The organism is Paracoccus bogoriensis, assembly GCF_019431455.1.
Lineage (GTDB): Bacteria > Pseudomonadota > Alphaproteobacteria > Rhodobacterales > Rhodobacteraceae > Paracoccus > Paracoccus bogoriensis.
On record NZ_JAHYSR010000014.1, the window covers coordinates 59927 to 72653 of the forward strand.

The window sequence follows — 12727 nt, forward strand, 5'->3', positions numbered from 1 at the left end:
GTCAGACCTCCTTGTAGAAGACGCGGATATAGAGCCGCGCCAGAACGATGGTGATGATCAGCAGAATCACCGCCTGCGCCGAGGCCAGCCCCTGATCGAAGACCCGGAAGCCGACGCGCTGGATCAGCAGCGAGATCATCTCGGTCGAGTTTCCCGGCCCGCCGCGTGTCAGGGTGAAGACCATGTCGAAGAGCTTCAGCGTGTCGGCGGTGCGCAGGATCAGCACCGCCACAAGGCCCGGCATCAGGAAGGGCAGCTGCACATGGCGCAGGATCGTCCACCAATTGCTGGTCTCAAGCCGCGCGGCTTCCTCGACCTCGCCGGGGACCATGGTCAGCCCGGCCAGAAGGACCAGCGCGACAAAGGGCGTCCATTGCCAGACATCCCAGAACACGATCATCGCGAAGGCATTCGAGGCATTGCCAATCCAGTTGATGTTCTGCCCCAGAAGCTGGTTCACCACGCCGAATTGCTGGTTGAACATGACCTGCCCCAGAAGGCCTACCACCGCATAGGTCGTGGCCATCGGCAGGACCAGACTCAGCCTGGTCAGCGTCTTGACCAGCGTCAGGCCGGGCCGGTGCAGCACCAGCGCGATCCCCAGGCCAAGCGCAAGCTGCAAGGGCAGCGAGGTCGCCAGCAGCAGGAAGGTCCGCCCCATCGCCTGCCAGAAGGCCGCGTCGGTCAGCACGGTCTGGTAGTTCTCCAGCCCGATGAAGCGCACCTGACGCAGCTTGGTCAGATTGTAGAAATGCAGCGAAGTCCAGACCGCATAGAGCAGCGGCGCGATCCCGATCACGGCCAGCGCGATCACCGAAGGCCCGATGAAAGCCAGAATTGTCTTTCGCGATACCTGCCCGCGCATGGGCCCGCCCCCCCTTGGTCGAACGGCGGGGACGCTTGAACGCCCCCGCCCGATGCATCACTGCGCCAGAGGCTTGTCGCCGCTGTAATAGCCCGCGCGTTCCAGCACGGCCTCCATCCGGGTGCCGATCTCGCGGGCGCCATCCTCGATCGAGATTTCGCCCATCATCATGCGAGTGCCGAATTCCTGGACGATTTCAGTGATTTCCGGCCATTCGGCAAAGCGCGGGCGGAATTCGGGCACGCCTTCCTGCCAGCTTTCGACAAGGGCGGGGATGAACCTGAACCGCTCGGCCAAGGCCGGGTCGGCATAGGCCGACTGCCGGGCGGGCACGCCGCCGCGTTCCAGATACTCACGCGCATTGGCGGCCGAGGTCGCCCACTGGATGAACAGATAGGCCGCTGCCTGCTCGGCCTCGTCGGCCTGCGAGGCCACCGCCAGCGAGAAGCCGCCAAGCGCCGGCTTGCGCCCCGCCGGGCCGGCGGGTTCGGGCGCAACGCCCACGCAATCGGCCACGCGCGAGGTCGCCGGATCGACCATCGTGGTGTAGAACGACGACCATTCCGTGATCATCGCCACATCGCCCTGCGCGAAGGCGTTGACGGTTTCCGCATGATCCCAGGCCACGATCCCGTCGGGCATGTAGGCCATCAGCTCCTGCCGGAATTGCAGCCCTGCCTGGCTTTCGGGCGACAGCAGGTTGGACCTGAAATCGGCATCCAGGAACGACCCGCCAAACGGCCACAGCATCCGTGCGAAACTGTCGGCCGATTGCGTCTCGTTGCGCTTGGATTGCAGGGCGAATGCGTATTTACCGTCCTTGGTCAAGGCGGGGCCATACACATCCTTCAGCTCTTGCCAGGTTTCGGGTGGGCCGTCAAAGCCGGCCTCTTCAAGCATACAGCGGTTGTAGAACAGCAGGCCCGAATAATTGTCGAAGGGCAGTCCATAGATCTTGCCGTTCCAGCCGCCGAAGGCGTTCAGCACCAGCGGGAAGAAATCGTCCATGTCCAGCGCCGGATCGACGATGTCGGGGAATTTCGCCTGCACCTCTTCAAGCGGCAGGATCCATTCGTTCTCGGCGAAGTTGCCGATCCAGACCAGGTCGATCAGCGCGATATCCAGATCGCCGCCGGCCACGAAGTCGCGCACCTGTTCGCCAAGCGCGTTCTCATAGGGGTGGTCGGTGATGTTGACCTTGATGCCGGTCTCCTCCTCGAAGGCGGGCAGCATGGCCTTGATCGCGTCATAACCGGGCCGGGTCAGGAAGATGACATCGACGGTCGTCCCGGCATAGGGGGCGGCGGCCTCTTTCAGGCTCCATTCCGCCATGGCGCCGGTTGCGGCCGAAGCCGCCAGCGCCGTGGTGCAAGCCAGTATGCGTAGTTTCATGGTGTTTCCCCTCCCTGCGATGAAAGAAGTCGGTTGACATTCTTTTGTTTCGGTAGTCATACAAATGTATGGGAACGCGCCAAAGTCAACCGAAATCTTGACAAGGCCGGGCAGGATAGGAACGGGCAGGGCGGCGCCCGTCGGGAACAGCAAAGGGGGGATGGGCGATGGCTTCGGTGAAGCTGAAGAATATCAACAAGTTCTATGGTGGAACCCAAGCGCTGTTCGATGTCTCGCTGGATGTCGAGGATGGCAGTTTCGTGGTTTTCGTGGGGCCGTCGGGCTGTGGCAAGTCCACGTTGCTGCGCTCGATCGCGGGGCTTGAAGGGATCGATTCCGGCCAGATCCTGATCGGCGACCGCGACGTGACGCAGGCCGCACCAGCCGACCGCGGCGTGTCGATGGTGTTCCAGTCCTACGCGCTTTATCCGCAAATGACGGTCCGGCAGAACATGGAATTCGGCATGAAGGTCAACGGCGTGGACGCCGCCGAACGCACCCGCCGCGTGGAGCGCGCCGCGGCGATCCTGCAACTGGGCGATTACCTCGACCGCAAGCCGGGCCAGCTATCGGGCGGCCAGCGTCAGCGCGTTGCCATCGGGCGTTCGATCGTGAAAAGCCCCGAGGTGTTTCTGTTCGACGAGCCTCTGTCGAATCTGGACGCCAAGCTGCGCGTGCAGATGCGGGTCGAGCTTGAGGCGCTGCATGGCCAGCTTGGGGCGACGATGATCTACGTCACCCATGACCAGGTTGAGGCGATGACCATGGCCGATCAGATCGTCGTTCTGAATGCCGGCCGGGTCGAGCAGGTGGGCAGCCCGATGGACCTCTATCACCGCCCCGATTCGCGCTTTGTGGCGGAGTTCATCGGCTCGCCCGCGATGAACGTCTTCGAGCGCGCGCTTGTGCCGGGCCTGCGCGGGCTGGCTCTGCGCGAAGACACGGCGGCCATCGGCTGCCGCCCCGAGCACCTGGCGATTGGCCCGGAGGGTAGCGGCCAGTTCGATGCGACGATCCGCGTCAAGGAACAGCTTGGCGGCGAGAGCCTGCTTTACGCCGTGGTCTCGGAGGCGCTGACCGTGGTGGTGCGGACCGATGGCGAGGACCAGACCGCGCCGGGCGACCGCGTGGGGATTGCCATTCCGCCCCATCGGCTGCACCAGTTCGACGCCGCCGGACGGGCGCTGCGCTGAAGGAAGGGATTGCCCATGCCAAAGCATGATGCAAGCACGGCGCCGCCGGCGCCCCGCACCCGTCTGGTCATCTTCGATTTCGACGGGGTGGTTGTGGACAGCGAGCCGATTTCGCTTTCGACGCTGCGCGACACCCTGGCCCATTTCGGGCTGGATCTGACGATCGACGCGGTGCGTTCGCGCTTTCTGGGCAATTCCGTGCCGCGCATCGCGCAGGCGATCCGGGCCGAGACGGGGCGCGACCAGCCCGATTTCGCGGCGCATTGGTATGATCTGCTCTTTGCCCGCTTCCGTGCCGAATTGCGGGCCATGCCGGGCATCACCGACCTGCTGGACGCGCTGGACCGTCGCGGTGTGGCTTATTGCATCGCCTCGGGCAGCGCGTATCGGCGGCTGGATGTCTCGCTGGAGGTGACGGGGCTGGCCCCGCGCTTTGCGGGCCGGGTCTTCAGCGCCGATCTGGTCTTGCGCGGCAAGCCTGCCCCCGACCTGTTCCTGCTGGCGGCCGAGCGGATGGGGGTGGCGCCGGGCGAATGTCTGGTGGTCGAGGACGCGCCCGCCGGGATCGAGGCCGCGCGCGCCGCCGGAATGCGCGCCCTGGGCTTTGTCGGGGGCGGGCATCTGGCCGCGCTGGCGCAGTCGCATGGGGCGCTTCTGACGGAACGAGGCGCCGAGCGGATGCTGACCGCGCTGGACGAGGTCACGGCCTGGCTTTGACGCCTAGAAACGCTCGGCGCGCAGAACCTCGCAATCGGTGACGCTGACGACGCCGATATGGCGGTCCAGCACGCCGAAGGCCGCGTCCAGCAGCGAGTCCAGCCGTTCGGGGCGGATGATGCAAACGACGTTGATCATACCGCTGGCGCGGCTGACCTGGCCTTCGCGGCTCCAGCGGCCCGACCGGCCGGACCCGCCCAGAACCGGCAGGATCGTGAAGCCCGTCACGCCAACCTTTTCCAGCGATTCCGCCAGACGGCGTTCCATCACGGCCTCGATGGTGATTTCAACACGCTTCGCCTTGTGGGTCTGCATCGTCTCAGCCTCCGAAGATGACCTTGGCCACAGCCAGATAGATGGGGATTCCGATGGTCAGGTTGAACGGGAATGTGATGCCCAGAGCCAAGGTCAGATAGATGGCCGGGTTCGCCTCGGGCAGGGCAACGCGCATGGCTGCAGGAACCGCAATATAGGAGGCCGAGGCCGACACCGTCATCATCAGCATGATGCCGCCGACCGACAGGCCCAGCAAGCCCCCCGCCACCAGCCCCAGCGTGGCACCCGTCAGCGGCATGAGGATGCCGAAAGCCAGCAGGCCGGGACGCAACAGGCCCCGCGTGTCGCGCAGGCCGCGCCCCGCGACAAGGCCCATGTCCAGCAGGAACAGGCACAGCACGCCCTGAAACGGGGCGACGATGAAGGCTTCGATCCGGGCCAGCCCCTCTTGCCCGGTGATTGCACCGATGGCAAAAGCGCCGATCAGCAGCACGATCGACCCGTTCAGCAGAATCTCGCGCAGCAATTCCGCGTCCAGTCCGCGGCCAGATCCGCCATGCGATCCGGTTGCGGGACGGCCTGCACGCGCGACCAGCCACAGGGCGCTGAGGATGGCGGGCGCCTCCATCACGGCAGCGACGGCGACCATGTAACCCTCGAAGACCAGCCCCGCGGCGGTCAGGACCGAACTGGCCGTCACGAAGGTCACGATCGAGATCGAGCCATAATGCGCCGCAACCGCAGCCGCGTCGATGACCGAAAGCCCCGTTATCATCCGCAAGAGACCAAAGGCGACGAAGGGAAGGACGAAGGACAGGACCAGACCGGCCAGCAAGGACATGATCAGCGTGGCATCGACGCCATGGGCGGCGACGCTGGCGCCGCCCTTGAAGCCGATGGCCAGCAACAGGTAAAGCGACAGGCCCTTGGCCACGGCTTCGGGGACGCTGAGGTCGGAACGCGCGAAGGCCGCCGCGAAGCCCAATGCAAAGAACAGGATGATCGGCGAGATGAGATTCTCTGCCGCAAGTGCCAGAATGCCGTCCATGATCCCTGCGCCCGTTGTTGCCCGCAGCCCCCGCGGGCCGCGGCGCTACCTTGCGCGAAATGCTTGACCGATCAAGCGTTTCCTTGTCACGCGTAGAGGATGCCAAGGGGGAAAGGTGGTGGGTGATGAGGGATTTGAACCCCCGACATCTTCGATGTGAACGAAGCGCTCTACCACTGAGCTAATCACCCGTTGAGGCGGCTTCTAACGCCAGATGCAGAGGGTTGCAAGAGGCTGATCGCGGCACCGATATCGGGTTCCGGGCGCGACCTGTGCCTGCCACAAAGGGGACCACCTGTCGGGAACGCTGGCCAAGGACGGGCCTGAATCGCCTGGATCAACGACAGGGCCGCGCTGTGGCAGGCCTCTGTCCGGGTAAGACACGACACGATGTGACGCTGCATCGACATCTTCCGCGGCAGGGGCGGCGCAATGACAGGGGGACGGGTTTGCACCCGGCCCCTGCCAAGTCGCGACAAGCGTCAATGTGCGACGGATTTGCCTTGGGCGTCGTCTTGATTGCGGGCGGCCAATCGGGCGGCTTCGGCAGCTTCTTCCGCGGCTTCGTCCCATTCGACGGGCTCAGGCATCCGGACCAGCGCGTGCTTCAGAACCTCGCGAACATTGCTGACAGGAATGATGGTCAGACCCTCCTTCACATTCTCCGGGATCTCGGCCAGATCCTTTTCGTTGTCCTGCGGAATCAGCACCGTCTTGATGCCGCCTCGCAGCGCCGCCAGCAGTTTTTCCTTCAGCCCGCCGATGGCCAGCACATTGCCACGCAAGGTCACTTCGCCGGTCATGGCAATATCCTTGCGGACAGGGATGCCTGTCATCACCGACACAACCGATGTCACCATGGCAATGCCCGCCGAAGGACCGTCCTTGGGTGTCGCGCCCTCGGGGACGTGGACGTGAATGTCGCGCCGGTCGAATTCGGGGGGCTTGACCCCAATCTCGGGCGCGATCGAGCGCACGAAGCTGGAGGCCGCGTCGATCGACTCTTTCATCACCTCGCCCAGCTTGCCGGTCGTCTTCATCCGCCCCTTGCCGGGCAGGCGCAGCGCCTCGATCTGAAGAAGGTCACCCCCGACCGAAGTCCAGGCCAGACCGGTCACGACGCCGACTTGATCCTCTTTCTCCGCCAGGCCATAGCGGTGGCGCCTTACGCCCAGATATTCCTCGGCCTTCTCGGGTGTCACCTCGACGGATTTGACCTTGCCCTTGAGAATTTCGGTCACGGCCTTGCGGGCCAGTTTGGCGATTTCGCGCTCCAGCGACCGCACGCCCGCCTCGCGGGTATAATAGCGAATGACATGGGTCAACGCCTCGTCGGTCACGCTGAACTCGCCCTTGCGCAGGCCGTTCGCGGCGATCTGCTTGGGCAGCAGGTGGCCCTTGGCAATCTCGCGCTTTTCGTCCTCGGTATAGCCGGACAGGCTGATGATCTCCATCCGGTCAAGCAACGGCCCCGGCATGTTGTAGCTGTTGGCCGTGGTCACGAACATCACGTTCGACAAGTCGTATTCCACTTCCAGATAGTGGTCCACGAAGGTCGAGTTCTGTTCGGGGTCCAGCACCTCCAGCATAGCCGAGGCCGGGTCGCCGCGGAAGTCCTGACCCATCTTGTCGATTTCGTCCAGCAGAATCAGCGGGTTTGTGGTTCTGGCCTTTCTCAGCGCCTGAATGATCTTGCCGGGCATCGAGCCGATATAGGTCCGCCGGTGGCCCCGGATCTCGGATTCGTCGCGCACACCGCCAAGCGAGATGCGGATGAATTCACGCCCCGTCGCCTTGGCGATCGAGCGGCCGAGCGAGGTCTTGCCCACGCCCGGAGGGCCGACCAGCGTCAGGATCGGGCCTTTCAGCTTCTGGCTGCGCGCCTGCACCGCCAGGTATTCGACGATACGTTCCTTGACCTTTTCCAGCCCGTAATGATCGGCATCAAGGATCGCTTCGGCCCGCGGCAGATCCTTGCGAGTGCGCGATTTGATGCCCCAGGGCAAAGCCAGCAGCCAGTCCAGATAATTGCGGCTGACGGTCGCCTCGGCGGACATCGGCGACATGGATTTCAGCTTCTTGAGTTCCGATTCGGCCTTTTCGCGGGCTTCCTTGCTGAACTTGGTCTTGCGGATCCGCTCTTCCAGCTCGGCCAGCTCGTTCTGGCCGTCCTCGCCATCCCCGAGTTCCTTCTGAATGGCCTTCATCTGCTCATTCAGGTAATATTCGCGCTGCGTCTTCTCCATCTGGGTCTTGACGCGGGACTTGATCTTCTTCTCGACCTGAATGACGGACATTTCGCCCTGCATCAGACCATAGACCTTTTCCAGACGCTCGGCGATGTCGTCGGTTTCAAGAAGATCCTGCTTGCGATCCAGCGGCACGCCCAGATGACCCGCCACCAGATCCGCCAGCTTGGCCGCTTCGCGCGTCTCGGCGACGGCAGCCACGACTTCTTCGGGGATGTTCTTGCGGATCTTGACGTAGCGGTCGAATTCCTCGGCCACGGTGCGGACCAGCGCCTGTGACGTTGCCTCGTCGCCGGGCAATTCCGGGACAGCCTGGGCCATGGCCTCGAAATGGTCGTCATTGGGAACGAAGCTCGTGATGCGGACACGTTCGCGCCCCTCGACCAGCACCTTGACGGTGCCGTCCGGCAGTTTCAGCAGCTGAAGCACATTGGCCAGAACCCCGGTCGTGTAGATGCCATCCTCGGAGGGTTCATCAACCGCAGCATCCTTTTGTGCGGCCAGCAGGATCGGGCGATCGCTTTCAATCACCGCTTCCAGCGCGCGCACCGACTTTTCCCGGCCCACGAACAGCGGGACGATCATGTGCGGAAACACCACAATGTCGCGCAGCGGCAGAACCGGGTAGGTCGCAGAGGTCAAGTCATTCATCATTTTTCCTTTCCTGCCCGAAGCCGTGGCCCCGTCATGGCGACGCACGGCCCCTGCATCGCGCCAATCTAGGTTCGCCCCCGCCATCGTTCAATATGACGCTTAGAATACACGCTATATCCATGGGCATCCTTGGGCGTCCATGGTCTCCTTGCGAGCTGGCCGTGCCCCGTTCAGCGTGGGATCACCAGTTCCGCGCGCAGCCCGCCAAGCCGGCCGCCGCGCCCCAGGCGCAGGTGCCCGCCATGCGCGCGCGCCACGTCGGCGGCGATGGCAAGACCCAGGCCGGCACCCTGCTGCCGATTGCGCCGCCTTGCGGGATCCAGGCGCGTGAAGGGGCGCATCGCCGCGTCCATGCTGTCTTCGGGGATGCCTGGACCGTCATCCTCGACACCGATCCGCAGACTGCGAGGCCCGAGGGTTGCGTCCAGTTCAACGACCTTGCCGTAGCGGGCCGCATTGCCGATCAGGTTTTCGAGCGCGCGGCGCAGCATGTCGGCGCGAAAGACCGCGGCGCCGGAGGTGTCGCCCTCGAAATGGGTCAGGCGGACGGGCTGGCCCGCGCGTTCGGCATCGGCCAGCACGCTGTCCAGAAAACTTGCCACCGGGGTCAGGGTGGCGCGGCTGTCCTGCGCCTCGTCCCGGGCATAATCGAGAAAACCGTCCACCATGCGGCTCATTTCGGCAATGTCGGCCTCCATGGCAGCGATATCCTCGGCATCGGGGGGCATCTCGGGCGAGATCATCGACAGGCTCAGCCGCAGCCGCGTCAGCGGCGTCCGCAGGTCGTGGCTGATGCCCGACATCATCAGCTTGCGCTGTTCGTTCTGACGTTCAAGCCGGTTGCGCATGTCCAGGAAGGCGGTGCCCGCGCTGCGCACCTCGACGGCACCCGAAGGCCGATAGGGCACGATCCGGCCCTTGCCGTATTCCTCGGCTGCATGGGCCAGGCGGCGGATGGGGCGCAGTTGGTTGCGCAGGAAAATCGTTGCGATTCCCGTCATCAGAAGCGAGGTGAACACCATCAGGACCAGAAGCTGATGCGGGTTCGAGGCACTGACGCGCCGCCGGTCGAATTCCAGAGCATAGGGGCCGTGCCGTCCGTTCAGCACGACCAGCACCCGCTTGTCGTCGGTGGCCAGATCGATTGCGCGCAATTCCGGCACACCGGCGCGCAGCATTTCGATCACCACCCGCCCCGAAAAGTCATACATGCGCCGCAGGTCGCCTTGCCGGGGTGGTGCGGGCAAGTGCAGGGTCAGGCCAAGCGCCCCGGCAACAGAGCCCCCGGCGCTGCGCGCGTCTTCGGGGGTGGCGGAATCCTCGACCCGCTCGGCGATCAAGGCAAGTTCGCGCACCGTGCTTTCGGTCATCTGCCGGGTCACGCCCTCGAAATGGCGTTGCAGGAACATGACCGAGACGACCAGTGTGATCACGATCACCGGCAAGAACAGGATCAGAGCGGCGCGGGCATAAAGGCCCCGCGGCACGAGGTCTGCGAACAGTCCGCCGAATACGCCGTCCTCGCGTGTTTTGGTCATGGAAATCCCTTGGCTACGGCCTTAGGCTACCCCCATGCAGGCGGTTGCGAAAGACCTCAAGGTGGTGCTGGCGCCCAACCCCTCGGCCCTGACGGGGCCGGGGACCAACACCTATCTGCTGGGCCAGGAGGCGCGCGTCGTCATTGATCCCGGCCCCGACGATCCCGCCCATCTGCAGGCCGTGGTTCAGGCCGCCGATGGCCGGATCGCGATGATTCTCGTGACCCATGCCCATCGCGACCACAGCGCGGGCGCCGCGCGCCTGTCGGGGCTGACCGGCGCGCCGGTCCTGGCCTATGGCGGCGCGCTTCAGGGGCGTTCGGCCCGGATGCAGGCGCTGGCTGACGAAACCGTCGGCGGGGGCGAGGGGCTGGACATGGATTTCACCCCTGACCGGGTGCTGGCCGACGGCGTGGTGATCGACACTCCTGCCGGCCCGATCGAGGCACTGCACACGCCCGGCCATGCCGGCAGCCATCTGTGCTTTCGGTGGGGCAAGGCGATGTTCTGCGGCGATATCGTGCTGGGCTGGACCTCGACCCTGATCTCGCCGCCCGATGGCGATTTGCTGGACTATCTGCGCTCGATGGCGCGGATCGCCAGGGCCGGGTCCGAGATCCTTCATCCCGGCCATGGCGCCCCGATTACCGCGCCGACGGCGCGCATTGCCGAGCTGCTGGCCCATCGCCGCCAGAGAACCGCGCAGATCCTGTCGGCCCTGCACGCCAGCCCCGACTCGGCCGCCGGACTGGCGCGGCGTCTCTATGACGTGCCGCCCGCGCTCATGGTGGCCGCCGAGCGCAACGTTCTGGCGCATCTGATCGCGCTTCACGACATCGGAGCCATTGATTGCAAGGGAGAACTCTCGTCCTCCAGCCGCTTCGCTCCAGCCCGGTGAAAAAATTGCAACACCCCTCTGGACGCCGTCCAAGGCCATTGCTATACGGCCCCTGTGTTCCGGCGTAGCTCAGCGGTAGAGCAGTTGACTGTTAATCAATTGGTCGCAGGTTCGATCCCTGCCGCCGGAGCCAAAAAATCCTGACAAAACAAAGCGATACACGACGCCCGCACAAGCGGGTTTTGTGCATTTTGGAGCTGGTCACCAGATTGGTCACCGATTGCCGCACATCGAGTGAAAAGAGCCCTTCCTGCCACCCCTGCGAAACGAGTTTTTCGAGATTCGGACGATCCGGAAACACCCATTCGGGTTCCGCCGCAGCGGTTTTCTGGTGGCGTATGGTGCTGGCCGCGCGATGCTCGCGCTCGTCCCAGCCGCCGTGCTGGCGCCCAGCGCTCGCGCGCTCGCGCCGCGCTGCTTGGATGGGTCGGTCTGCGCGTCCCACTGGCGATCCGCTTTCTCCGGATCGATGGTGCCGTCTGGCTCAGTCTTGATCCTGCCAGTGGCGATCGCTTTGCCCACCGCCGTGTGGCTGACGCCCCGGTGCACGGCGTATTGGCGACGCGACATTCCCATTCAGATCGGACTCCCTTCCCCCCTTTCTGCTGGGGAGTTCGCTCATAAAGCAATGTAATTGCTGCGATTTCGCTACACTACAAGCGCCCGCAGAGCGATGGTGATTACACGAAGCGACGCACCCCGCGACGCACTAGGCACGGAGACCAAGCCATGACCACGCTGCGCCACGAGATCGAAACGACAGCCACCGACGCCGACGCTTGGGCGATCAACGACATCTGCGCGGGGGTCCGCGCCGATCACCCTGACGCGATGATCGATGTGAACAGCGACCGGATGTTCTTGCGCATTCGCGCCCGCCGCAACGGAGCCGCGCTGCGCGACCTGATCGTCGCCCTCGACCAAGCGAGCTTTCTCGACTGACCACCACTGCCCGGGCCCAGCGCCCGGGCACCACACTCCCTGAAAGGAGCCACGACCATGCCGCTGATGATCGCGACAATTGAAGTTCTTATCGACGCGAGCGACGACGCGGAAGCGAGCGACGCTCTCAGCGAAACGATGCGTGAGCATCTTCGCGTTTCTGTTCCCTCGTCCAGCATCGTTGACAGGCGTTAGTCGCAGCACGCTGCTGGTTGGCAGCCGCACGACGGTGCTGGTTTCGAATACATGGATGGGGAGTCCGCAGAATGACCACGCTCACCGACACCCAGACCACCATCCTTTTCTTGGCAGCGCAGCGCGCGGACCGCAACGTCCTGCCGCTGCCCGGCTACCTCCGTGGAGGGGCCGCTGCCAAGGTAGCAAGCGCGCTGCTCTCACAGGGTCTGATCTCTGAGACTACGACCGAAAGCCGCATGCGCGCCGACACCGCAATCAACCGCATCTGGCGCAATGACGAGGACGGTCGCGCGATCCTCTTGCACATCACAGACGCGGGCCTCGCGGCCATCTGCATCAAATCCGAGAACACCACCCGAGGACGGAGGACGAGCCCACACCGCGCCCACAGCGCGCCCAGCGCGCGGGAACGAAGCAGGCTGCGCTGATCGCCATGCTGCGGACGCCGGAGGGCGCCACGTTGCAGCAGATCTTCGATGCCACCGGATGGCAACCACATACTGCTCGTGGTGCGCTGGCTGGCGCACTGAAGAAGCGTCTGGGCCTGACCACCCTCTCCGAAGTGGAGGAAGGACGGGGTCGGGTCTATCGCATCCCGGACGACCACTCCGCCTGAGCATGATCGCAGGACGAAACGGAATGGACCGCGCCCAGCGCGGTCTTTATTCGTGCGCGACGACGAAGCGTCAGGCGCTCGAGGGCATGGCCGCGATTTTCTCGGGCAAGGCCGGGGCGAAGGCGGCCGAGAAGGAAGGCG

At 64.5% G+C, this 12727-nt stretch carries 13 protein-coding genes and 2 tRNA genes; 8 read left to right on the plus strand and 7 right to left on the minus strand.

What is annotated here, in order from left to right; translation table 11 throughout:
- Position 1: 1 nt before the first annotated feature.
- Positions 2–865, minus strand: a complete 864-nt coding sequence (locus KY389_RS08740; RefSeq protein ID WP_219830518.1) for a carbohydrate ABC transporter permease — start codon at positions 863–865, stop codon at positions 2–4.
- Positions 866–922: 57 nt separating this feature from the next.
- On the minus strand, positions 923–2257 hold the full coding sequence (locus tag KY389_RS08745; protein WP_219830519.1) for an ABC transporter substrate-binding protein: 1335 nt from the start codon (positions 2255–2257) through the stop codon (positions 923–925).
- Positions 2258–2424: 167 nt separating this feature from the next.
- Here KY389_RS08745 and KY389_RS08750 point away from each other — a divergent pair, with 167 nt between their 5' ends.
- Both KY389_RS08750 and KY389_RS08755 read left to right on the plus strand, forming a co-directional pair.
- Entirely contained in the window at positions 2425–3450 is a 1026-nt protein-coding gene (locus KY389_RS08750; protein ID WP_219830520.1) for an ABC transporter ATP-binding protein, read from the plus strand.
- 15 nt (positions 3451–3465) lie between these two features.
- Positions 3466–4167, plus strand: a complete 702-nt coding sequence (locus KY389_RS08755) for an HAD family hydrolase (protein ID WP_219830521.1) — start codon at positions 3466–3468, stop codon at positions 4165–4167.
- A 3-nt stretch (positions 4168–4170) separates the two neighbouring features.
- On the opposite strand, the gene KY389_RS08760 is transcribed toward KY389_RS08755, so the two are convergent.
- The 5 genes from KY389_RS08760 to KY389_RS08780 form a co-directional block, all read right to left on the minus strand.
- A complete protein-coding gene (locus KY389_RS08760) occupies positions 4171–4482 on the minus strand; it encodes a P-II family nitrogen regulator (RefSeq protein ID WP_219830522.1) in 312 nt (103 codons plus the stop codon).
- Between the two features lie 4 nt (positions 4483–4486).
- Positions 4487–5491: a sodium-dependent bicarbonate transport family permease gene (locus tag KY389_RS08765; protein WP_219830523.1), complete on the minus strand. Its 1005-nt coding sequence runs from the start codon at positions 5489–5491 to the stop codon at positions 4487–4489.
- Positions 5492–5607: 116 nt separating this feature from the next.
- A tRNA-Val gene (locus KY389_RS08770) sits at positions 5608–5682 on the minus strand.
- A 291-nt stretch (positions 5683–5973) separates the two neighbouring features.
- Positions 5974–8391, minus strand: a complete 2418-nt coding sequence (gene lon, locus KY389_RS08775; protein WP_219830524.1) for an endopeptidase La — start codon at positions 8389–8391, stop codon at positions 5974–5976.
- Positions 8392–8564: 173 nt separating this feature from the next.
- Complete coding sequence (locus KY389_RS08780) at positions 8565–9932, minus strand: ATP-binding protein (RefSeq protein ID WP_219830525.1); 1368 nt, start codon at positions 9930–9932, stop codon at positions 8565–8567.
- A 34-nt stretch (positions 9933–9966) separates the two neighbouring features.
- On the opposite strand from KY389_RS08780, the gene KY389_RS08785 reads away from it, so the two are divergent.
- The 6 genes from KY389_RS08785 to KY389_RS15715 all read left to right on the plus strand — a co-directional run bounded on the left by KY389_RS08785 (position 9967) and on the right by KY389_RS15715 (position 12586).
- Positions 9967–10830, plus strand: coding sequence for an MBL fold metallo-hydrolase (locus KY389_RS08785; protein WP_219830526.1), 864 nt, complete (start codon positions 9967–9969; stop codon positions 10828–10830).
- 58 nt (positions 10831–10888) lie between these two features.
- Positions 10889–10963, plus strand: a tRNA-Asn gene (locus KY389_RS08790).
- Positions 10964–11559: 596 nt separating this feature from the next.
- Positions 11560–11772 carry a hypothetical protein gene (locus KY389_RS08795; protein ID WP_219830527.1) on the plus strand — a complete coding sequence of 71 codons (213 nt, stop codon included), beginning with the start codon at positions 11560–11562 and terminating at the stop codon, positions 11770–11772.
- A gap of 57 nt (positions 11773–11829) precedes the next feature.
- A complete protein-coding gene (locus KY389_RS08800) occupies positions 11830–11967 on the plus strand; it encodes a hypothetical protein (protein WP_219830528.1) in 138 nt (45 codons plus the stop codon).
- A gap of 71 nt (positions 11968–12038) precedes the next feature.
- On the plus strand, positions 12039–12398 hold the full coding sequence (locus KY389_RS08805; RefSeq protein ID WP_343222932.1) for a hypothetical protein: 360 nt from the start codon (positions 12039–12041) through the stop codon (positions 12396–12398).
- A gap of 5 nt (positions 12399–12403) precedes the next feature.
- A complete protein-coding gene (locus tag KY389_RS15715; RefSeq protein WP_343222933.1) occupies positions 12404–12586 on the plus strand; it encodes a DUF3489 domain-containing protein in 183 nt (60 codons plus the stop codon).
- Positions 12587–12727 lie beyond the last annotated feature (141 nt).